This window comes from Prescottella equi (assembly GCF_020171745.1).
Classification (GTDB): Bacteria; Actinomycetota; Actinomycetes; order Mycobacteriales; family Mycobacteriaceae; genus Prescottella; species Prescottella equi_A.
This window is the reverse complement of the sequence record NZ_JAIVAH010000013.1, coordinates 342,146-362,597: the sequence shown is the minus strand read 5'-3', so window position 1 is coordinate 362,597 and position 20,452 is coordinate 342,146. Positions and strand designations below refer to the sequence as shown.

General features: G+C 68.6%; 23 protein-coding genes. 12 read left to right on the top strand and 11 right to left on the bottom strand.

All coding sequences use genetic code 11. From position 1 onward, the window contains the following. Window positions 1–10: 10 nt before the first annotated feature. Window positions 11–547: a 5-(carboxyamino)imidazole ribonucleotide mutase gene (gene purE / locus LCL87_RS11825; protein WP_225019735.1), complete on the bottom strand. Its 537-nt coding sequence runs from the start codon at window positions 545–547 to the stop codon at window positions 11–13. Continuing rightward, complete coding sequence (locus LCL87_RS11820; RefSeq protein ID WP_237692026.1) at window positions 517–1,806, bottom strand: 5-(carboxyamino)imidazole ribonucleotide synthase; 1,290 nt, start codon at window positions 1,804–1,806, stop codon at window positions 517–519. Before LCL87_RS11820 ends, purE begins: the two co-directional genes overlap by 31 nt. Window positions 1,807–1,919: 113 nt before the next feature. On the opposite strand from LCL87_RS11820, the gene LCL87_RS11815 reads away from it, so the two are divergent. Further along, window positions 1,920–2,468: a GtrA family protein gene (locus LCL87_RS11815; protein WP_225019731.1), complete on the top strand. Its 549-nt coding sequence runs from the start codon at window positions 1,920–1,922 to the stop codon at window positions 2,466–2,468. Here LCL87_RS11815 and LCL87_RS11810 read toward each other — a convergent pair. From LCL87_RS11810 to LCL87_RS11795, 4 genes are read right to left on the bottom strand one after another with little or no spacing between them, the layout of a single operon-like run. Next, window positions 2,465–3,790: a sensor histidine kinase gene (locus LCL87_RS11810; protein WP_225019729.1), complete on the bottom strand. Its 1,326-nt coding sequence runs from the start codon at window positions 3,788–3,790 to the stop codon at window positions 2,465–2,467. The two genes, LCL87_RS11815 and LCL87_RS11810, sit on opposite strands and share 4 nt — an antisense overlap. A gap of 11 nt (window positions 3,791–3,801) precedes the next feature. Beyond that, a complete protein-coding gene (locus tag LCL87_RS11805) occupies window positions 3,802–4,482 on the bottom strand; it encodes a response regulator transcription factor (RefSeq protein WP_005518651.1) in 681 nt (226 codons plus the stop codon). Between the two features lie 38 nt (window positions 4,483–4,520). Then, entirely contained in the window at window positions 4,521–5,105 is a 585-nt protein-coding gene (locus LCL87_RS11800) for a PH domain-containing protein (protein ID WP_225019727.1), read from the bottom strand. A 36-nt stretch (window positions 5,106–5,141) separates the two neighbouring features. Next, entirely contained in the window at window positions 5,142–5,717 is a 576-nt protein-coding gene (locus LCL87_RS11795; protein WP_225019725.1) for a DUF308 domain-containing protein, read from the bottom strand. Between the two features lie 217 nt (window positions 5,718–5,934). On the opposite strand from LCL87_RS11795, the gene LCL87_RS11790 reads away from it, so the two are divergent. Then, window positions 5,935–6,357 (top strand): DUF7144 family membrane protein, encoded by a 423-nt coding sequence (locus LCL87_RS11790; RefSeq protein ID WP_225019723.1) that lies wholly within the window; start codon window positions 5,935–5,937, stop codon window positions 6,355–6,357. Window positions 6,358–6,360: 3 nt separating this feature from the next. Here LCL87_RS11790 and LCL87_RS11785 read toward each other — a convergent pair whose 3' ends face one another. Further along, entirely contained in the window at window positions 6,361–7,194 is an 834-nt protein-coding gene (locus tag LCL87_RS11785) for a biotin--[acetyl-CoA-carboxylase] ligase (protein ID WP_225019721.1), read from the bottom strand. Window positions 7,195–7,310: 116 nt separating this feature from the next. Between LCL87_RS11785 and LCL87_RS11780 the strand changes: the two genes are divergently transcribed. Genes LCL87_RS11780 through LCL87_RS11770 form a run of 3 tightly spaced genes read left to right on the top strand, consistent with a single transcriptional unit; the run spans window position 7,311 to window position 9,965 of the window. Beyond that, the gene (locus LCL87_RS11780) at window positions 7,311–8,951 is read left to right on the top strand and encodes an acyl-CoA carboxylase subunit beta (RefSeq protein WP_225019719.1); all 1,641 of its coding nucleotides are present in this window, start codon (window positions 7,311–7,313) and stop codon (window positions 8,949–8,951) included. After that, on the top strand, window positions 8,948–9,292 hold the full coding sequence (locus tag LCL87_RS11775; protein WP_225019717.1) for an acyl-CoA carboxylase subunit epsilon: 345 nt from the start codon (window positions 8,948–8,950) through the stop codon (window positions 9,290–9,292). The genes LCL87_RS11780 and LCL87_RS11775 overlap by 4 nt, the downstream gene beginning before the upstream one ends. Window positions 9,293–9,320: 28 nt before the next feature. Then, entirely contained in the window at window positions 9,321–9,965 is a 645-nt protein-coding gene (locus LCL87_RS11770) for a Maf family protein (protein WP_225019715.1), read from the top strand. 9 nt (window positions 9,966–9,974) lie between these two features. Here the strand turns inward: LCL87_RS11770 and LCL87_RS11765 are convergent, their stop codons facing one another. After that, entirely contained in the window at window positions 9,975–10,361 is a 387-nt protein-coding gene (locus tag LCL87_RS11765) for a group III truncated hemoglobin (RefSeq protein ID WP_225019713.1), read from the bottom strand. Between the two features lie 117 nt (window positions 10,362–10,478). Between LCL87_RS11765 and LCL87_RS11760 the strand changes: the two genes are divergently transcribed. From LCL87_RS11760 to LCL87_RS11730, 7 genes are all read left to right on the top strand, one after another. After that, complete coding sequence (locus tag LCL87_RS11760) at window positions 10,479–11,402, top strand: sulfurtransferase (protein WP_225019711.1); 924 nt, start codon at window positions 10,479–10,481, stop codon at window positions 11,400–11,402. Further along, window positions 11,399–11,812: a SufE family protein gene (locus tag LCL87_RS11755; RefSeq protein ID WP_225019710.1), complete on the top strand. Its 414-nt coding sequence runs from the start codon at window positions 11,399–11,401 to the stop codon at window positions 11,810–11,812. The genes LCL87_RS11760 and LCL87_RS11755 overlap by 4 nt, the downstream gene beginning before the upstream one ends. Window positions 11,813–11,923: 111 nt before the next feature. After that, window positions 11,924–13,351, top strand: a complete 1,428-nt coding sequence (locus LCL87_RS11750; protein ID WP_225019709.1) for a condensation domain-containing protein — start codon at window positions 11,924–11,926, stop codon at window positions 13,349–13,351. Window positions 13,352–13,508: 157 nt separating this feature from the next. After that, window positions 13,509–15,299: an acetyl/propionyl/methylcrotonyl-CoA carboxylase subunit alpha gene (locus tag LCL87_RS11745; protein WP_225019708.1), complete on the top strand. Its 1,791-nt coding sequence runs from the start codon at window positions 13,509–13,511 to the stop codon at window positions 15,297–15,299. A gap of 92 nt (window positions 15,300–15,391) precedes the next feature. Further along, a complete protein-coding gene (locus LCL87_RS11740) occupies window positions 15,392–15,790 on the top strand; it encodes a DUF1707 SHOCT-like domain-containing protein (RefSeq protein ID WP_225019707.1) in 399 nt (132 codons plus the stop codon). Next, entirely contained in the window at window positions 15,790–16,131 is a 342-nt protein-coding gene (locus LCL87_RS11735) for a hypothetical protein (RefSeq protein WP_225019706.1), read from the top strand. Before LCL87_RS11740 ends, LCL87_RS11735 begins: the two co-directional genes overlap by 1 nt. A gap of 5 nt (window positions 16,132–16,136) precedes the next feature. After that, the gene (locus tag LCL87_RS11730) at window positions 16,137–16,490 is read left to right on the top strand and encodes a VanZ family protein (RefSeq protein WP_225019705.1); all 354 of its coding nucleotides are present in this window, start codon (window positions 16,137–16,139) and stop codon (window positions 16,488–16,490) included. A 24-nt stretch (window positions 16,491–16,514) separates the two neighbouring features. Here LCL87_RS11730 and LCL87_RS11725 read toward each other — a convergent pair whose 3' ends face one another. From LCL87_RS11725 to lat, 3 genes are all read right to left on the bottom strand, one after another. Continuing rightward, window positions 16,515–17,318: a tyrosine-protein phosphatase gene (locus LCL87_RS11725; RefSeq protein ID WP_225019704.1), complete on the bottom strand. Its 804-nt coding sequence runs from the start codon at window positions 17,316–17,318 to the stop codon at window positions 16,515–16,517. Between the two features lie 80 nt (window positions 17,319–17,398). Beyond that, window positions 17,399–18,949, bottom strand: a complete 1,551-nt coding sequence (locus tag LCL87_RS11720; RefSeq protein ID WP_225019703.1) for an MBL fold metallo-hydrolase — start codon at window positions 18,947–18,949, stop codon at window positions 17,399–17,401. Window positions 18,950–19,058: 109 nt separating this feature from the next. Further along, complete coding sequence (gene lat / locus LCL87_RS11715; protein ID WP_225019702.1) at window positions 19,059–20,399, bottom strand: L-lysine 6-transaminase; 1,341 nt, start codon at window positions 20,397–20,399, stop codon at window positions 19,059–19,061. Window positions 20,400–20,452 lie beyond the last annotated feature (53 nt).

Below are 20,452 nucleotides of genomic sequence, written 5' to 3'. Positions count from 1 at the left end.
TTCGCGACGCTCAGCCGAGCAGCTTGGCGCGCAGCGCCGCGTCCTTCTCCAGAACCATCTGCTCGAGGCCGGCCTGGAAGTCGGCCATCCGCTGCTGCAGGGCCGGATCCGACGCACCGAGGATGCGCGCCGCCAGCAGGCCCGCGTTGCGCGCACCGCCGATCGACACCGTCGCGACCGGCACACCGGCCGGCATCTGCACGATCGACAGCAGCGAGTCCATGCCGTCGAGGTACTTGAGCGGGACCGGCACACCGATCACCGGCAGCGGCGTCGCCGACGCCACCATGCCCGGCAGGTGCGCGGCGCCGCCGGCGCCCGCGATGATGATCTTGATGCCGCGGCCGGCGGCATCGCGCGCGTAGTCGAGCATCCGCTGCGGCGTCCGATGCGCCGACACGACACCGACCTCGAACCGGATACCGAACTCGGCGAGCGCCTCCGCGGCGGCCTCCATCGTCGGCCAGTCCGAGTCGCTGCCCATGATCAGCCCGACGAGGGGCCCGTTCGATTCAGTCACTTCGCGTCGCTCCCGTGTTCGTTCCATCCGTCAATCCATTCGGCGTGCGACAGCCAGTGCGCCGCCCGCTCCGCGCGCTCGCGCACGGCCGCCACGTACGCCGGATCGTCGATCGAACCGGACGCCGCACCGACGACGTTCACGTGCCCGATCTTGCGGTCCTTGCGCTCGCCCTTGCCGTACATGTGCACCTTCGCGTCGGGCATCCGCGCGAACAGGTGGTGGAGCCGCTCGTCCATGCTCATGAGGGGCGCCTCCGGCGCACCCAGCACGTTCGCCATCACCGTGACCGGGGCGATGGGCGACGGATCACCGAGCGGGTAGTCGAGGACCGCCCGCAGGTGCTGCTCGAACTGCGACGTCCGCGCGCCGTCCTGCGTCCAGTGACCGGAGTTGTGCGGGCGCATCGCGAGCTCGTTCACGATCAGCGTGCCGTCGGTCGTCTCGAACAGCTCGACGGCCATCGATCCGACGACGCCCAGCTCGGACGCGATGCGCAGCGCCAGCTGCTCGGCCTCCGCGGACAGTGCCGCCGACAGCTGCGGAGCCGGTGCCAGCACGACGGCGCACTGACCGTTCAACTGGACCGTCTCGACGACCGGCCACGACGCGCCCTGCCCGAACGGCGACCGCGCGACCATCGCGGACAGCTCCCGCGTGAAGTCGATGGCCTGCTCGACCATCAACTGAACGCCCTTGTCGAGCTGCTCGGTGACGATCGCCTCGGCCTCGTCGGAGTCGTCGGTGATCCAGACGCCGCGTCCGTCGTAGCCGCCGCGAACCGCCTTGATGACCACGGGCCAGCCGTGCTCGGCGCCGAACCGGACGACGTCCTCGGCCCACGTGACCTCGGCGAACGCCGGGATCGGGGCGCCCATCTCGCTGAGCTTGCGGCGCATCGCCAGCTTGTCCTGCGCGTACACCAGCGCCTGCGGCGGCGGCTGGACGTTGACGCCCTCGGACACCAGCACGTCGAGGTGCTCGGTCGGGACGTGTTCGTGGTCGAACGTCAGGGCGTTCGATCCCAGTGCGGCCTTCCGCAGAGCGGCGAGGTCCTCGTGGCTGCCGAGCACGACATCGGGGCTGACCTGGGCGGCGGGCTCGTCGATGCTGCCCGCGAGGACACGCACGGTCTGGCCCAGCTCGATCGCGGCCTGATGCGTCATGCGGGCGAGCTGACCGCCGCCGATCATCGTCACCACGGGCATCCCGCTCGGGAGATCACGCGGAGGGGTGGGGCGAGGTTCGGATTCAGATTTGCCGGTCACGACACACCATGGTGTCATGTTCGCCCGCGAATGGTTCTGCCGAGGTCATCCCCCGTCGCAACCTGTGAAGAAGCTGATAAACCTCCATCCGCTGCCCCCGTCGAGATCGCGGCTTCGTAGAATACTTCGTTGTGTCATTCGTCGACGCGGCGATGAGCCGAGTACCGCAGCCCTTCCGGGCCATCGTTCTTCGCCACCACGAGTTGATCAAGTTCGCAATCGTCGGCGGCACGACGATGGTGGTCGACCTCGCCATCTTCTACTCCCTGAGCCTGACGATCCTGGAACAGAAGCCCGTGGTCGCCAAGGTCTTCTCCGGCATCGTCGCGACGATCCTGAGCTACATCCTCAACCGGGAGTGGTCCTTCAAGCACCGTGGCGGCCGCGAACGGCACCACGAGGCCCTGCTCTTCTTCACGATCAGCGGCATCGGCGTCATCATCGCGGCGGCGCCGCTATGGATCGCCAACAACGTCTTCGACATCCGCGCATCGGCGAGTTTCACGACGATCTTGATCGTCGACTTCATCCTGAACTACATCATCGGCAACCTGCTGCAGATGATCTTCCGGTTCTGGTCGTTCCGACGGTGGGTGTTCCCGGAGGAGACCGGCGAGCACGAGCGCATCGAGCAGCCCGAGACCGTCGAACTGACCGGCGAGGATCCCAACCGCAGCTAACGCGGTTCGTGGATGCCGGCCACTCGTGTCGGCGCATCGTCCTCGACCCGGGCCAGGAACAGCGCGAACAGGGCCGGCCGACGCCGCTGCAGTTCCAGTCGGCCGCCGTCCGCCTCGACGAGGGCGCGGGCGAGCGCCAAGCCCACACCGGTCGATCCCGCCCCGGAGAAGCCCCGATCGAAGATGTGCGGCGCCAATTCGTCGCTCACCCCCTCCCCCTCGTCGGAGACCTCCACGCACACCCGCGAGTCGTTCGCCGACCCGCGGCCGGCCGGACCCGACGCGAGCCGCACCGATACCGTGCATGTGCCCTCGCCGTGCTGCAACGAGTTGTCGATCAGCACCGACACCGCCTCCCGCAGCCGGGACCCTGTCGCCGACGACGTCAGCCTCGGCTCGCCCCGCAACCGGAGGACGCGGCCGGCTTCCTTGTACGGCCCCTGCCAGTCCGCGACGACACTCGCGAGTTCCCCCACCACCGACACCCGTTCACGGCCGGCCGAGCCACTGTTGCGCGACGACCGCACCAGGTCGTCGACCGCAACCGTGAGGCGGTCCACCTGTGCCATCGCCTCCTCCGCCTCGTGCACGACGTCCGGGTCGGGATGTCCGGACAGCTCGTCGAGGCGCAGCCGCACCGCTGTGAGCCGGCTGCGCAACTGGTGCGAGACGTCGGCGACCAACGCGTGCTCGCGCTGCAGCCGCTGCGAGATCTCCACCGTCGCGGAGTCGAGGACGTCGGAGACACGGTCGAGTTCCGGGATCCCGTGGCGCCGCGAGTCGGGCCGGAAGTCGCCCTCGGCCAGCCGGGCGGCCCGCTCGGCCACATCCTTGAGCGGGTCCGCGAGCCGTTTCGCGGTCACCACGGCGACCGCGGCACCGGCTCCGATCGAGGCGAGCACGAGCAGCGTCACCGCGCCGACGGCCTGCCGCTGCAGCGTGCGCATGCGGTCGGACGGCACCTCCAGGCGCAGTGACCCCGAGGTGCCCATCGACAGTGACTCGACGAGCGGCGACGGCACCGACTCGGCACCGAGGTCCAGCCGGGCGGCCCCCTCCTGCGGCGTCGGATAGACCACGACCAGCTTGCCGCCCTCGGGAACGACCAGGCGCAACGACGTCGTGTCGAGCCCGTCCTCGACGACGCCGGACGCGCCCTCCTGGACGATGATCTCGGCGGCCATCCGGTCGAGCCGGGCCTGCAGATCGCTCCGGGTGAAGTCCTCCACCCACAACCAGGCGGTGTAGATCAACGGAACGCCGAGCAGCAGACCGGTGAAGAGAACGACGGCGAGGATCGACTGCAGTATTCGGCGACGCACGGTGGAGGGACCTAGTCGGTGTTGATTCGGAAGCCGACGCCGCGCACTGTCGCGATCTTGCGATCGGCGCCCGCGCCCTCGTCGCCGATCTTCCGGCGCAGCCACGACATGTGCATGTCGAGCGTCTTCGAGCCGCGTAGTTCCACGTCGCCCCACACCTCACGCAGGATGGTGTCGCGCGAGACGACCTGGCCGGCGTGCTCGAGCAGAACGCGGAGCAGCTCGTACTCCTTGTTCGCCAACGCGATCTCGGAGCCGTTGACGAGCACGCGTCGCGCGGCCGGTTCGAGACGGATCCCGGCGACCTCGACGACGACGTCCTCGCCGCCGCCGCTGCGCCGCAGCAGAGCCCGCACGCGGGCCATCAGTTCCGCGAGCCGGAACGGCTTGCCGACGTAGTCGTCGGCGCCGGCGTCGAGGCCGACGACGAAGTCCACCTCGTCCGTCCGCGCGGTGAGCATGAGCACGGCGAGGTCGAGGCTGTGCGCGCGGAGCTGTCGGCACACCTCGAGTCCGTCCATTCCGGGCAGCCCCAGATCGAGGATCAGTAGTTCGAACTCGCCCGTGAGCGCCCGCTCGAGCGCGGAAGGCCCGGTCTGTTCGATGGTGACGGTGTAGCCCTCACGGCCGAGTGCACGCGAGAGCGGCGCAGCGATGGCTTCGTCATCTTCGGCAAGCAGTACGGCGGTCACGACGACAGCCTACGGTCGGTTTCGTCGGCGCGGTCCCATTACCAGCCATTCCGGAAATCGCGGCGATCGTCGGGGGCATCACCACGACCGTCGTACCCGGTGTTCGGATACCCGCCACCGTGCGGATCGTTCGTCGCGTCGAACACCTGCCGGTACAGCAGCGAATGCACTTTCTGCACCTCGGGGATGTCGTCGAACTCCAGCGGGTCGTCGGACGACGCGACGATCATCAGCGTGCCGGTTCGCAGCATCCGGTCCACGAGGCCGTGCCGGAACTGGACGTTGCTGATCCGGTTCATCGGAATGTCGATCCCGGTGTGCGTCATGACGCCGTGCCGGATCATCACGCGCCGGTCGGTGACGATGAAATGCGTGGACTTCCAACGCAGTACCGGCACGAGGGTCTTCCACACCACCAGCGCGAGCCAGGCCGCGACGAGCACTGCCGACGCCACGAGGCTCGCGCCGCCGCTCAGTTGCCGCTGCGCGAGCCCCAGCAGGTAGCCGGCGATCGCGGCGGACAGCACGAAGATCGTGACCGGGACGACGAGCATCTTCCAGTGCGGGTGCCGATGCAGCACCAGCTCTTCGTCCGCTGCCAGTGCGTCTTCCGGGTATCCCATGCGACGAGTCTGACAGGTCCGACTCCGTCCGCCGGTTCAGCTCGCGCGGCGCCCGAGGAACGCTGCAGCCAGGACGATGATGCCGTACAGGATCATCCAGACGCCGACCACGATCACGAAGACGCCGAGCGACAACTCCGGCTGCAGCAGCACGATCGCGCCGGCGACGACGCTGATGATTCCGAGCACGATGCCCACGGCCCGGTTGCCCGGCACCTCGGACGCGCCCGCGACGATGTCGAGCACGCCGCGGAACACCCACCACGCGCCGATGACGAGCGCGATGACGACGAGCGTCTGCAGCGGGCTGCGCAGCACCAGGAATCCCAGGAGGATCGCCAGCGCGCCCGAGAGTCCCGTGAGGGTGCGAGCCGCGGTGGGCGCGTTCACCTCCGCGAACGAGCGCACGATCTGGATGATTCCGAATGCGAAGACCTGAATCGCGATCAGGACCGCCACCACGACCAGGGTTGCGTTCGGCCACACCAGGATCGCGATGCCGAGGCCGAGGGTCAGCAGACCGAAGACCGCGGTCAGTCCGGTCAGGAAGCGGCGCGCGGTCTCCAATTGACCGGTATCTCCCGCCACCCACATGTCGTTCGGTGCGCTCATCGCTGTTCCCCTCCGCCTCACGAGAATTCGTGGATCAAGGTCAAAGTAGCAGCAACTCGCACGTGTGCGGGGCACTCCGCAACTCATTCCCCATGCGGTGTCTCCTGCGGTTTCACCCTCGAGGGGTGAGGATCTGCGGGACGATCGGGGACACGATCCTGCAGAAGGCAGTCGACTCTCCAGCGAGCATGCACGACCGATCGAAAGGGGAACTGAGATGAGCGATCGCACACCGACGACCCACAGTTCGGGCGGCGGCGCCAAACAGGGATTCGCGGCGGGCACGTCGATCGCCGCCGCGATCATCCTGATGACCGTCGGCATCCTGGAGATCTTCCAGGGAATCTCGGCACTCGCCGACGACAACTTCTTCGTCGTCGGACCCGAGTACGTCTACCAGTTCGACCTCACGACATGGGGCTGGATCCACCTGGTGCTCGGCATCGTCGTCGTCCTCATCGGCCTCGGCCTGCTGACCGGCGCGACGTGGGCGAGGGTGTGCGCGATCGTCATCGCCGCGCTGTCGATCATCGCGAACTTCCTGTGGATCCCGTGGTACCCGCTGTGGTCGATCCTCATCATCGCGCTCAGCGTCGTGGTGATCTGGGCCGTCTCCACGTGGGACACCGACAGGGTCTGAGCCTCACACGGCACGCAGATGGGTGATGTCGCCGGCCGAGACCGCGACCGGCGACTCACCGTCCGCCTTGATCACGATGCGCCCCTCGACGTCGACGTCGACGGCCGTCCCGATCAGTTCCCGGTCCCCGGGAAGCTCGGCCCGCACCCGGCGGCCGAGCGTTCCGCATCTCTCCCGGTAGGCGGCGGCCAGTGCGTCGACCTTCCATCCCGCGGCCTCCCACTCGCGGTGGCGCCGCGCCAGTTCCCGCAGCAGCGCCCGCACCAGGACGGTGCGGTCGGTGACCTCCGCGTTCTCGAGTTGCAGCGACGTAGCGGTGGGCACCGGTAGTTCGTCCTCGGTGAGCGTCACGTTGAGGCCGATTCCCACGACGACCGTCGGGACCGGCGCCGTCGACGCCACCTCGGCGAGGATTCCCGCCACCTTGCGCCCGCCGATCAGCACGTCGTTGGGCCACTTGAGTTCGGCGTCGACGCCGGCGGTCTCGCGCAGCGCATCGATCACGGCGATACCCGACAGCAGCGGTAGCCAGCCGATGTCCGACAGATCCATCTCCGGCATGTCGAGCACGACGGAGACGGTGATGAGGGCGCGGGGCGCGCTCACCCACGGCCGGGCGTGCCTGCCGCGTCCACCGGTCTGATGCTCCGCGATCAGCACGCTGCGCGCGTAGTCCGCGTCGCGTGGCGCGGCGAGCAGATCGGCATTCGTGGAACCGGTCTCGGGTACGACGTCGACCCGCGACCAGAACGCGTCCGGATCGCCACCCGCGTCACGGACGAGGGCGCGCCGGAGAACTGCGGCGTCGAGCGGGGGGCGGTTCAGATCGGTCCACATCCGTCCAGCCTAGGATGCGCTTGGAATGTGACTCGCCAGTAGCTTAGGTTGAATAATTCAACGCAACCAGACCTCACTCGACGCGGGCCCCGCGGACCTGGTTAAGCTCACTTCCCATGACCAGTGTGCAGGAGCCAGCCGCGGCGGAGGCGGCGAACACCCCCGATATCCACACCACGGCGGGAAAGCTCGCTGACCTGCGTAGCCGCCAGGCGCAGGCAATGCAGCCGATGGGCGAAGCAGCCGTCGAGAAGGTCCACGCCAAGGGCAAGCTGACGGCGCGCGAGCGCATCCAGGCACTCCTGGACGAGGGCTCGTTCGTCGAGCTCGACGCCCTGGCCCGGCACCGCAGCACCAACTTCGGCCTCGCCGACAACCGCCCCGTCGGCGACGGCGTCGTCACGGGCTACGGCACCATCGACGGCCGTGACGTCTGCGTCTTCAGCCAGGACGCCACCGTCTTCGGTGGCTCGCTCGGCGAGATCTACGGCGAGAAGATCGTCAAGGTCATGGACCTGGCGCTCAAGACCGGCCGTCCGCTGATCGGCATCAACGAGGGCGCTGGCGCGCGTATCCAGGAGGGCGTCGTCTCGCTCGGCCTGTACGGCGAGATCTTCCACCGCAACGTCCAGGCCTCGGGTGTCATCCCGCAGATCTCCCTGATCATGGGCCCGGCCGCCGGTGGCCACGTGTACTCCCCCGCGCTGACCGACTTCGTGGTCATGGTCGACGAGGCCAGCCAGATGTTCGTCACCGGCCCCGACGTCATCAAGACCGTCACGGGCGAGGACGTCACCATGGAGGACCTGGGCGGCGCCCGGACCCACATGGCCAAGTCGGGTGTCGCGCACTACGTCGCCTCCGGCGAGCAGGACGCGCTCGACTACGTCAAGGACCTGCTGTCCTACCTGCCGAGCAACAACCAGGCCGCGACCCCGCGCCTGGCTCCGACCGATCCGATCGTCGGCTCGATCGAGGACTCGCTCACCGACGAGGACCGCGAGCTCGACACCCTGATCCCGGACTCGGCGAACCAGCCGTACGACATGCACGAGGTCATCCGTCGCATCCTCGATGACGACGAGTTCCTCGAGGTGCAGGCCGGCCGCGCCATGAACGTCATCGTCGGCTACGGCCGCGTCGACGGCCGCAGCGTCGGCATCGTCGCGAACCAGCCCACCCAGTTCGCGGGCTGCCTGGACATCGACGCGTCCGAGAAGGCCGCGCGCTTCGTCCGCACGTGCGACGCGTTCAACGTCCCGATCATCACCCTGGTCGACGTCCCGGGCTTCCTGCCCGGCACCGAGCAGGAGTACAACGGCATCATCCGCCGCGGCGCGAAGCTGCTGTACGCGTACGGTGAGGCCACGGTCGGCAAGATCACCGTCATCACCCGCAAGGCGTACGGCGGCGCGTACGACGTCATGGGCTCCAAGCACATGGGCGCCGACGTCAACCTGGCGTGGCCGACCGCTCAGATCGCGGTCATGGGTGCCTCCGGCGCCGTCGGCTTCGTCTACCGCAAGCAACTGCTCGAGGCCGCCAAGAACGGTGAGGACGTCGACGCTCTGCGCCTGAAGCTGCAGCAGGAGTACGAGGACACCCTGGTGAACCCGTACGTTGCGGCCGAGCGCGGTTACATCGACGCGGTCATCCCGCCGTCGCACACCCGCGGACAGATCGTCTCCGCTCTGCGTCTGCTCGAGCGCAAGATGGTTTCGCTTCCGCCCAAGAAGCATGGGAACATCCCCCTATGACAGCGACCACCCGGGAAGATGCACTCACCGACGCCGAGCTGCTGGATGCGTCCTCGCTCGAAGGAGCCGCGTTGGCCGAAGCTGTCGCAGGTTTGGAGGCCGACGCCGCAGTGTCGTCCGAGAGCCCGCAGTCTCCGATGATCACCGTCGTCAAGGGCAACCCCACCGACGAGGACGTCGCCGTGCTCGTCGCGGTGCTGTCCGCGGCGGCGGCCTCGGGTGAGCCTGCCGGTGACGACCTGCCGCCCGAGACCTGGGGCGCGCCCACCCGCATGCACCGCGGACACGCGCCGTTCTCGCCGTACTCGTTCGGCAACCCGGTCGCTCCGCGTCCGTTCTGATGCCTGTTTCGATCGAACGGTTCCACGAGTGACCCACCTGGTTCTCGCCTCGGCGTCCCCGGCACGGCTTACCGTGCTGAGGGGCGCCGGGGTCGAGCCCACCGTCCGCGTCTCAGGCGTGGACGAAGATGCAATCATCGACCGTCTGGGGCCGTCCGCCGCCCCCGAAACGGTCGTCACCACGCTCGCCGAGGCCAAGGCCCGCGACGTGGTCCCCTCGCTCGTCGCGGAGGGAATCACCGATGCCGTCGTGATCGGCTGCGACTCGATGCTGCTGATCGACGGCGAACTCCAGGGCAAACCCCACACCGTCGACGTCGCCCGTCGCCGCTGGCGCTCGATGGCCGGCCGCAGCGCGACCCTCCTGACCGGGCACAGCGTCCTTCGTCTCGCGGACGGCGCCGTCGTCTCCGACGCGTCCGATCACAGCGGCACCGTCGTGCACTTCGCGTCGCCGTCGGACCAGGATCTCGAGGCCTACCTCGCGTCCGGTGAGCCGTTGCAGGTCGCCGGCGCCTTCACCCTCGACAGCCTCGGCGGCTGGTTCGTGGAGCGACTCGAGGGCGATCCGTCGAGCGTCATCGGAATCGGTCTGCCGTTGGTGCGACGCCTGCTGTCCGACGTCGGCGTCTCGATCGCCGAACTGTGGGCGGCCAACTCCCTGGTCCGCTAGCCCGATCCGCTAGTTCCGGGCGCGCTGTAGCGCCGCCGCCATCGCGCGCGCCTTCGTCTTGGCCCGTTCCGCGTTCGTGCCCGCGAACGACTCGTCCACGGTGCCGCACCACAGCGCCAGCCACCGCTCGAACCGGTCGTCGGTGAGATCGTGCTGCCGGTGCAGCGCCTCGTGCACGGGTCCGAAGTGTCCCTGATACCTGACGGTCCGGAACAGGATCTGTTCCCAGAAGTCGCCGACGACGGGCAGGTGCTCGTCGAGGCCGACGACGGCGAGGGTCTCGAAGACCGGCGCGAGCAGCGGATCGACCAGGGCGCGCTCGTAGAAGGTCCGCAGCAGACGATCGACGTCGGCACGGCCGGCCAGTTCGGCACGGCGGTCGTCGGGGCTCGTCACGGTGCCCGACAGTACTCGCCGGTAGCCGTCGCGATATCGGTCACGCTCCCGAACGAGCGACCACTTAGAATCGTGAGTGGACCACCCTCCACCCACGCATGCCTCAGGAGCCCACCCGTGCCCGTCGCGCCCGATCCCAATCCCGCATTCGCTGCGTACACCCACCCGGAGCGACTCGTGTCGACCGAGTGGCTGTCGGTCAATCTGGGAGCCCCCGGCGTGAAGGTCGTGGAGTCGGACGAGGACGTCCTGCTGTACGACATCGGCCACATCCCGGGCGCGGTGAAGGTCGACTGGCACCTGGACCTCAACGATCCGGTCACGCGCGACTACATCGACGGCGCGGCGTTCGCCGATCTGATGAGCCGCAAGGGCATCTCCCGCGACGACACCGTGATCATCTACGGCGACAAGAGCAACTGGTGGGCGGCGTACGCGCTGTGGGTGTTCACGCTGTTCGGTCACGAGGACGTCCGACTGCTCGACGGTGGCCGCGACGCATGGCTGTCGGAGAACCGCGACACCACGTTCGACGTCCCGATGCCCGCCCCCACCGACTACCCGGTGATCGAGCGCGACGACAGTTCGATCCGTGCGTTCAAGGACGACGTCCTCGCGCACCTGGGTGCCGGACCGCTGGTCGACGTCCGCTCGCCGCAGGAGTACACGGGCGAGCGCACCCACATGCCCGACTACCCGGAGGAGGGTGCGCTGCGCGGCGGCCACATCCCGACCGCGGTGTCGATCCCGTGGGCGCGCGCCGCGGCGCCGGACGGCCGTTTCCGCAGCCGGCCCGAGCTCGAGGAGATCTACGCGGACTTCTCGCACGACGACGACGTCGTCGCGTACTGCCGGATCGGTGAGCGCTCGAGCCACACCTGGTTCGTGCTGACGCACCTGCTCGGGTACCCGAACGTGCGGAACTACGACGGTTCGTGGACGGAGTGGGGCAACGTCGTGCGGGTTCCGATCGTCAAGGGCGATCAGCCCGGGGCGGCTCCCGGTTCCTCGCCCAGCGACGCCCAGGAAGCCGCGTCGTGAGCCTGCCGGAGAGCCTCGCCGAGATCGTCGACGACTTCGCCGCCGTCGACGGTCAGGACAAGCTGCAGTTGCTGCTCGAGTTCAGTCGCGAGCTCGCACCGTTGCCGGCCGAGCTCGAGCAGGACGCGATGGAGCCGGTGCCCGAGTGCCAGTCGCCGCTGTTCCTGTTCGTCGACGGCTCGGACCCGGAGAAGGTGCGCCTGCACTTCAGCGCTCCGGCCGAGGCGCCGACCACCCGCGGATTCGCGTCGATTCTGCATCAGGGCCTCGACGGGCACAGTGCCGCAACCATCCTCGCGGTTCCGGACGACTTCTACTCGGATCTCGGGTTGGCCGACGCGGTCAGCCCCCTACGACTGCGGGGCATGAGCGCGATGCTCGCCCGCATCAAGCGCCACCTGCGCAACTGAGCGGCACCCTTCCGCTGCACCACCCACCGGGGAGCGACCCTCCCCGACAACTTCACTGTGACGATCTTCACCGCCGCCACCGCGACGGGACAAGAGACTGGATTCTCCACGATGGAATTCACCGAGCTCGCGGATTACGCGATCTCCCCCGGCATGCTCACCGAGTGGTTACCCGAAGCCACGACGGGGTGGGTGGACGACGGCCGTCCGGCGTCGTACATCCACGAGGCGCACCTGCGCCGCACCGCCGACGGCACCCACGACGACGGCCGGGAGTCGTGGCTCGGTGCCGCATTCCGCATCCCGGGCGAGTTCGACCACGACGCGTTCCGGACCGCGGTCGGTATGTGGATCGAGCGCCACGAGCCGCTCCGCACGCATGCCGCGCTCGGCCACGACGGACGCATCACGCGCCGCACGATCGACCCCACCGGCATCGAACTCAACGAGGTCCGGCACGAGTACGAGTTCGATGCGGACACCGTGTACGAGCGGGTCCACGACCTGTTCGACGAGCTCACCTCGCCGCACCGCTGGCCCGCCTATCTGTTCGTCACGCTCGAGCACTCCGATCCGGTGCCCGAATGCACGGTGTTCTTCGCGGCCGACCACTCGATCATCGACGGGCTGTCGGTGGTGCTGGTGGCGCACGAGATCACCAGCCTCTACACGGAGGCGCTGACGGGACGGCCGTCGCTGCTGGTCCCGGCGGGCAGCTACATCGACTTCGGCTCCGAGGAACGCGCCGCGGCGTCGGCGATCGATCACACCCACCCCGCCGTCGAGTGCTGGCGCTCGGCCTTCGCGCGCAGCAAGGGGCGGCTGTCGGACTTCCCCCTCGATCTCGGGCCGCGCCCGGACAGCCGCGTCGCGCAGCGCGCGGTGTCCGAGTGGGTGTTCGACGCCGGTCAGGCCGCCGCCTTCAACACGGCGTGCCACCGCGTCGGGCAGAACTTCTTCGCCGGGGTCCTGGCGTGCCTGGCGCAGGCCGGGGCCGAACTGAGCGGCGACACGGTGTTCCGGACCGTCACCCCCGTGCACACCCGGAACGATCCGAACTGGGCCACCTCGCTGGGCTGGTTCGTGGGCCTCTCCCCGATCGAGTTCGACATCGCCGGCGCCGCGGACTTCACGGAGGCCGCCGCGCGGGCGTCGGCTGCGATCTCCCTCACCAAGCCGGCGGCGAAGGTTCCGTTCGCGCGCGTCGAGGAGATCCTCCGGACACCGATCCGGCCACGTTTCGTCGTCTCGTTCATGGACGTCCGCTTCGTCCCGATGGCTCAGCAGTGGCCGGAGATCCACGCGCGGGCGCTGCGCAGCCGCCACTACACACACGACGTGTACGTCTGGGTGAACCGAACCCCGCACGGCCTCAACATCTCCGCACGATTCCCGGGAACCGACACGGCAACCGAGGGCGTGATGTTGTTCCTGCACCGCGCGCGCCGGGCGATGCTCGACGTCGTCTCGGCCACCGAGCCCGTCCCGGCGAACCTGCCGACCGCCGTCGCGAGCACAGGTGCCACTACTGATCAGTAGGGTTGCGATGCCGAGCCGAGCCCTTAATGTGTAAGCGCTATCCGGTTACATCGTCTATCGGATTGATGCATACACTCCGATGAGATGCCAACAGATACCCGCCGGTGACCCCATAGGTGATCCACGGGGACAGACCATGCGAAACACAGGAGGCTCAGTGCCCACTCAAGCCAGCGCGCAGATCACGAAGGTGCTCGTCGCCAACCGCGGCGAAATCGCTGTGCGGGTCATCCGAGCTGCGAAGGACGCCGGCTACGGCAGCGTCGCCGTCTACGCCGAGCCGGATGCGGACGCACAGTTCGTGAAGCTCGCTGACGAGGCCTTCGCCCTCGGTGGTCAGACGTCGGCCGAGTCCTACCTGGTGTTCGACAAGATCCTCGACGCCGCGAAGAAGTCCGGCGCCGACGCGATCCACCCCGGCTACGGCTTCCTGTCCGAGAACGCCGACTTCGCGCAGGCCGTCATCGACGCGGGCCTGATCTGGATCGGTCCCTCGCCGCAGTCGATCCGCGACCTGGGTGACAAGGTCACCGCACGCCACATCGCCGAGCGCGCGAAGGCTCCGATGGCGGCCGGCACCAAGGATCCGGTCAAGAACGCCGACGAGGTCGTCGAGTTCGCCAAGCAGTACGGCGTCCCGGTCGCGATCAAGGCTGCCTTCGGTGGCGGCGGTCGCGGCATGAAGGTCGCGCAGACCATCGAGGAGATCCCCGAGCTGTTCGAGTCGGCCACCCGTGAGGCCATCGCGGCCTTCGGTCGCGGCGAGTGCTTCGTGGAGCAGTACCTGGACAAGGCCCGCCACGTCGAGGCTCAGGTCATCGCCGACAAGCACGGCAACGTCGTCGTCGCCGGCACCCGCGACTGCTCGCTGCAGCGCCGCTTCCAGAAGCTCGTCGAGGAGGCCCCCGCGCCGTTCCTGACCGACGACCAGCGCGCCCGCATCCACGCGTCCGCCAAGGCCATCTGCAAGGAGGCCGGCTACTACGGCGCCGGCACCGTCGAGTACCTGGTCCAGGGCGACACGGTCTCGTTCCTCGAGGTCAACACCCGCCTGCAGGTCGAGCACCCGGTCACCGAGGAGACCGCCGGCATCGACCTGGTTCGCCAGCAGTTCCTGATCGCCAACGGCGAGGAGCTGACCATCAAGGAGGATCCGACCCCGCGCGGCCACTCCTTCGAGTTCCGCATCAACGGCGAGGACGCCGGCCGTGGCTTCATGCCCGCCCCCGGCCCCATCACCGTCTACAAGGAGCCGACTGGCCCCGGCGTCCGCGTCGACTCGGGTGTCGTCCAGGGCGACGTCATCGGCGGCCAGTTCGACTCGATGCTCGCCAAGCTGATCGTCACCGGTGAGAACCGTGAGCAGGCGCTGCAGCGTGCCGCTCGTGCGCTCGCCGAGTTCGAGGTCGACGGCCTCGCCACGGTCATCCCGTTCCACCGCCACATCGTCGAGAACCCGGCGTTCATCGGCGACGGCGAGGGCTTCGAGGTCTACACCAAGTGGATCGAGACCGAGTGGGACAACACCATCGAGCCGTTCGCCGGTTCGGGTGCTGCCGCGGACGACGAGGAGAACCTGCCCCGTCAGTCGGTCGTCGTCGAGGTCGGTGGCCGTCGCGTCGAGGTCTCGCTGCCCGGTTCGTTCTCGGTCGGCACGGGCGGCGCTCCGGCCGGTGCCATCCGCAAGAAGCCGAAGGCGCGCAAGCGTGGCGGCGCGGGTGCCGGCGCTGCGTCGGGTGACGCCGTGACCGCTCCGATGCAGGGCACCGTCGTCAAGGTCGCCGTCGAGGAGGGCCAGGAGGTCGCCGAGGGCGATCTGATCGTCGTCCTCGAGGCCATGAAGATGGAGAACCCGGTCACCGCTCACAAGGCCGGTGTCGTCACGGGTCTGTCGGTCGAGGCCGGCGCCGCCATCACGCAGGGCACGGTCCTCGCCGAGCTGAAGTGACATCTCGGTAGGTAACCCACCGCTTCACACTGTGCGCGCCTCGCGGATTCGCGAGGCGCGCACAGTGCTGTCCGGGCAGTAGTCTCGACGACATGTCCGACCTTCCGGAGATCCGCATCGGCACGGCCGAACGTGAGCAGGCGCTCGCGGCGTTGTCTCAACACTTCTCCGACGGCCGGCTCACGGTCACCGAGTTCGACGAACGCAGCGGGCAGATCGCGTCGGCCACCACGCGTGGCCAACTCGATCAGGTGTTCACGGATCTGCCGGCGCTCACCGCGCCGGCACCCGCACCCGCGGAAACCTCCCCGGCGGTGGACGATTCCGACGACGAGAAGACCTGGCGCAACACCGTCATGGCGGTGATCCCGTTCGTGGCGCTCGCGCTGTTCTTCCTCGTCCCGGTCGACCACAGTTGGTTGTTCTTCCTCCTCATTCCGGCAACGGCCGCGATTCTCTTCGGCGGCAAGAAAGGGCGCGGCAGCTGCTGATGGAACCGATCGAGATCAATGCCGGCTCCTGGTACCTGCGCGCGCTCCGCGCCGACGAGCGCGTCGACGACCGTCCCGCGCTGCGCGACGGCGGCATCACCGATCCCGATTACGTCGCGCGACGGCGTGATCAATGGGCCACCGAGGAGCACTGTTCCTGGGCGGTGTGCGAGCCCACGACGGGTGAACTGCTCGCCGAGGTGGGGCTGACCCCGGACGGCGCCGACGGCCTGTTGAGTGGCTGGGCGCGTCCCGGCCACGACGACGCGCTCGCGGCCGCCACCGACGCCGTCCGCCGGTTCGCCGAGGGCGCGCTCGGCCTCGCCGTCAGTGGGCGCTGACGCCGATGCTCGACCGATTCGACAGTCGCTACGTGCCGCTCGTGATCGCCACGGTGATCGTGCTCGTGATGCTCTTCTCCCCCGGTTCCACCGTGCCCAGCGGACCGGAGAACAGCGACAAGGTCACCCACGCGCTGATGTTCGCCGCGCTCGCGCTGACGTCGCGCTATGCCCGCATCGGCGTCGCGTGGACCGCGGCGTGGCTGCTGGCCTTCGCCGCGGTCTCCGAAGTCCTGCAGGGCGCCCTGCCGATCCAGCGCAGCGGATCGATCTGGGATGCGGCGGCCGACGCCGTCGGCATCGTGATCGGACTCGTGCTCGCACGCGTGCTCGCGCGGCCGCTGCGCATCCCCGTCTGAACCGTATCCCCGCCTGAACCGCCGTCAGCCCTCGAGCAGGTGCGCGCGGATCGCGTCCTGTCCGGCGACGTCGATGCCGAGTCCGTCCGCGAAGTAGCCCTCGATCGAGCCGAACTTCTCGCGCATCTGGGCCAGGGCCGCCTCGAGGTACTCCGGCCGCACGCCGAGAACCTGCTTCAGCAGTTCCGGATCCCCACCGGCGGCGGTGAACTTGTCGAAGATCGACGCGAACGCCGGCAGCAACTGCTCGTTGGTGAGCAGGTATTCGTGGAAGACGTCGTCCTCGTCCACGCCGAGCAGGAGCAGCAGCGACGCCGTCGCCCAGCCGGTGCGGTCCTTGCCCGTGGTGCAGTGCACGAGGGCGGGCAGGTTGTCGCGGGCCGCCAGATCCGTGAACAGGGTGCGGTACGACGCCAGCGCGCTCGGCAGGGTCACGAAGTCGCGGTAACTGCCGAGGAAGTAGTCGAGCGCCTTGTTCTCGCCGAGCATCGACACGGCGATCGACGGATCCGACATCACGGCCTGCATCTGCGCGGGCACCGAACGCAGCGCCTTGTCGGCGAGGACGTCGAGCGGCACCTCGCGCGCCGACGGCGGCAACCGGTCCGGTGCGGCCTCCCGCTCGGAGTGGGTGCGCAGGTCGAACACCGTCACCAGGCCCAGGTCCGCGAGCCGCGGAGAGTCGTCGACGGTGACCTTGCTGAGGTCGGTCGAGCGGTAGTAGCGACCGAACCGGATGGTGGCCCCGTCATGCGTGCGGTAGCCGCCGACGTCGCGCAGGTTGGGGACGGACAGGATCGGGATGCTCGCACCGGGGCTCGACGTCATGCGCCCGAATCTAGACGAACCCGGCGGCCGAGGCTCGTGAGAGTCTCGGCCGCCGGGTTCGTGTCGTGTGGGAGAAGCTGTCAGCCCAGCTTCTTGGTCCGCAGTTCGTGACCCTTGGAGGTCTTGCAGCGTCCGGTCTCGAGGTCCCACTGCCAGCCGTGCAGGTTGCACGTCAGGTTGGAGCCCTCCACGACGCCGAACTTGCTGAGGTCCGCCTTGAGGTGCGGGCAGCGGCGCTGGATCTCGTAGCCGCCCACCTCGATCGAGGCGGTGTCGTCGTGCGCCTCGGCGAACCAGCCGTCGGCGTACGCGATGCGCTCGTCGGTCAAACACTTGAAGAACGTGTAGAGGAACTCGTTGTAGCCGCCGACGCGCCACGCCTCGAAACGGGTGGACAGGAAGATCGTGTTGACCCAGTCCGGCTCGTCGTCACGCAGCACGGTGCGCACCAGTTCGGGCGCGATGCGGAAGCCGTAGCGGTACTTACCATCGCCGTCCTGCGGCTCGCGCACGGTGCGGTTCGGGAAGTCGAGGACGACGGTCTCGTCACCCATCACGAGGCCGACGGGGTAACCGATGCCGTCGCAGATGACGTCGGACTGCGCCATGATCGGCTCGAACTTGGCCTTGAGCGGCCCGAGCAGCGGCTCGCCCTCGGCGGGCGCCCACGCGGCCTTCTCGGCAGCGATGACCGGCGCCATCCGCTGCGCCATGTCCTCGATGTAGGCGGCCTTGTCGGTGAAGATCTTCTCCACGTCGGCGTCCGGGATCGGGTGCGCGAGGGTGGCCTTCTCGCCGTGGACGTCGACGGTGGAGCCGGGGATCATCAGCAGGCCGCCGTCGTTGCCGTGGATCCTCATCTGCTCGAGGAACACGATCTGGTCGGGGAAGATGTTGCCCTCGTCGCCGTGGTCGTCGTTCAGGTCGCGCAGCGCGTCGTCGAGGAACACCGGCGGGCCGGCGGACGGCACGACCCACGTGGCGCCGACCTGCTCGATGTAACTGCGGCAGCGGTCCATGCCGCGCTGGCGCTTCTGCTTGCCGAAGTTGCGCTTGGTGCCGGCCGGGATGTCGTAGACCATCGGGTACCAGATCGCGCCCGAGTACTGCAGCAGGTGGATGTCGATCTTGCCGAACGCCTCGAGCATCGGATCCATGTCGACCGGGCGGGCGTCGTTCATGTTGAAACACACGGTCTCGCCGTCGGAGACGACCAGGCCGGAGTCGCCGATCGGGCCGTCCGCGGGGGCGCGCAGCGCAATGATCATGACGTCCAGGTCGCCCTTGGGACCGCTCACCGTGTGCTTGACGGAGTCCTGCGTCTCGAAGAACTTGGTGAAGCCCAGCTTGCGGAGTTCACGCTCGAGGTCCGGCACCGGGTAGTCCGGCAGCAGCACGGTCGCGTCCTTGTTGACGTGCTTCGCGAGCGTCTCGGGATCGAAGTGGTCCTTGTGCAGGTGCGAGACGTACAGGTAGTCGACGTCGCCGAGGGCGTCCCAGTCGAGACCGGTGTTGTCGGGGAACGGGAACCACGACGCGAAGTACGCGGGATTCACCCACGGGTCGCAGAGAATCGACCCCGCCTCGGTCTGGATGTGGAATCCGGCGTGTCCGACGCTGGTGATCTGCACTCGTCTGCCTCCTCGATAGACCTCGACAATCGTAACGAGACGAGGCCCCGGACCCACCCGGCGCACCACGGTTGTGGGACGAAACACCTGGTATTCGGGACTTGATGCCCTAAACGCCCACCCGCGCGAGCACCCGATCGAGCGCCTCGACGGCCGCGTCGAGTTCGGCGATGGTCACCGTGAGCGGCGGCCGAAAGCGGATGCCCCGCTCCCCCGTCGCCAGGAACAGCACGTGCTCGTGCTCCCGCAGTTGCGCCACCACCCGGTCCCGGTACGCGGCCGTGGGCAGCGTGATCGCGCACATCAGCCCGCGGCCCCGTGGCTCGGTGACGGCGTCGTGCGCGGCGGCCAGATCCTCGAGCCGGCGCAGCAGGTGCGTGCCGCACAACCGGGCGCGGTCGATCAGCCGGTCCTCCTCGATCACCTCGAGGATCCGGCGGGCCCGCACCATGTCGGTGAGGTTGCCGCCCCACGTCGAGTTGATCCGTGAGCTCACCTCGAAAACGTTGTCGTGCACCTCGTCGACGCGGCCGCCGGCCATGATCCCGCACACCTGTGTCTTCTTGCCGAACGCGACGACGTCGGGGGTGACGCCCAGCTGCTGGTACGCCCACGCGGTTCCGGTGAGCCCGCAGCCGGTCTGGACCTCGTCGAAGATCAGCAGCGCGTCGTGTTCGAGGCACAGCTCCCGCATGCGGTCGAAGAACTCGGGCCGGAAGTGGTGGTCGCCGCCCTCCCCCTGGATCGGCTCGGCGACGAAGCATGCGATGTCGTGCGGGTGCTCGGCGAACGCCCGGCGCGCCTGGTCGAGTGCGCGGTCCTCGGCCCGTTCCACGTCCCGTCCGTCGGCCAGGTACGGCGCGTCGATCCGTGGCCAGTCGAACTTGGGGAACCGCGCGATCTTGGTGGGGTCGGTGTTGGTGAGCGAGAGGGTGTAGCCGCTGCGGCCGTGGAACGCCTCGGTCAGGTGCAGCACCCGGGTGCCGAGCGCGGGATCGCGTCCGGCCGCCTCGTTGCGGCGGCTCTTCCAGTCGAACGCGACCTTGAGCGCGTTCTCCACCGCGAGGGTGCCGCCGTCGACGAAGAACAGGTGCGGCAGCGCGGGATCACCGAGGACCCGCGCGAACGTGTCGACGAACCGTGCCATCGGGACGGTGTAGACGTCGGAGTTGCTGGGCTTGTTGATCGCCGCGGTCGCGAGTTCGTGGCGGAACTGGCCGTCGTCGGCGAGCGCCGGATGGTTCATGCCGAGCGCCGACGACGCGAAGAACCCGAACATGTCCAGGTACGCGGTGCCGTCCCGCTGATCGACGACGCTCACTCCGCGCGAGGCCTCGAGATCGAGGACGAGGTCGAACCCGTCCGCGAGCATGTGCGCTCGCAGGACGTCGTGCACTCGCCCGGCCGGCAGGTCCGAGTCACCGGCCGCGGGGCGGACCGCGGTGCTCATGCCCAAAGGCTACGTCAGCATTCCGGCCCACGTCCGGGCATCGAGGCTCGTAC

Excerpts from the sequence above, each read along its gene's own strand:
- purE (WP_225019735.1), bottom strand. The coding sequence starts at position 547 with ATGGAACGAACACGGGAGCGACGCGAAGTGACTGAATCGAACGGGCCC.
- LCL87_RS11820 (WP_237692026.1), bottom strand. The coding sequence starts at position 1,806 with ATGACACCATGGTGTGTCGTGACCGGCAAATCTGAATCCGAACCTCGC.
- LCL87_RS11800 (WP_225019727.1), bottom strand. The coding sequence starts at position 5,105 with ATGGGATACCCGGAAGACGCACTGGCAGCGGACGAAGAGCTGGTGCTG.
- LCL87_RS11795 (WP_225019725.1), bottom strand. The coding sequence starts at position 5,717 with ATGAGCGCACCGAACGACATGTGGGTGGCGGGAGATACCGGTCAATTG.
- LCL87_RS11790 (WP_225019723.1), top strand. The coding sequence starts at position 5,935 with ATGAGCGATCGCACACCGACGACCCACAGTTCGGGCGGCGGCGCCAAA.
- LCL87_RS11785 (WP_225019721.1), bottom strand. The coding sequence starts at position 7,194 with ATGTGGACCGATCTGAACCGCCCCCCGCTCGACGCCGCAGTTCTCCGG.
- LCL87_RS11780 (WP_225019719.1), top strand. The coding sequence starts at position 7,311 with ATGACCAGTGTGCAGGAGCCAGCCGCGGCGGAGGCGGCGAACACCCCC.
- LCL87_RS11775 (WP_225019717.1), top strand. The coding sequence starts at position 8,948 with ATGACAGCGACCACCCGGGAAGATGCACTCACCGACGCCGAGCTGCTG.
- LCL87_RS11750 (WP_225019709.1), top strand. The coding sequence starts at position 11,924 with ATGGAATTCACCGAGCTCGCGGATTACGCGATCTCCCCCGGCATGCTC.
- LCL87_RS11740 (WP_225019707.1), top strand. The coding sequence starts at position 15,392 with ATGTCCGACCTTCCGGAGATCCGCATCGGCACGGCCGAACGTGAGCAG.
- LCL87_RS11735 (WP_225019706.1), top strand. The coding sequence starts at position 15,790 with ATGGAACCGATCGAGATCAATGCCGGCTCCTGGTACCTGCGCGCGCTC.
- LCL87_RS11730 (WP_225019705.1), top strand. The coding sequence starts at position 16,137 with ATGCTCGACCGATTCGACAGTCGCTACGTGCCGCTCGTGATCGCCACG.
- LCL87_RS11725 (WP_225019704.1), bottom strand. The coding sequence starts at position 17,318 with ATGACGTCGAGCCCCGGTGCGAGCATCCCGATCCTGTCCGTCCCCAAC.
- lat (WP_225019702.1), bottom strand. The coding sequence starts at position 20,399 with ATGAGCACCGCGGTCCGCCCCGCGGCCGGTGACTCGGACCTGCCGGCC.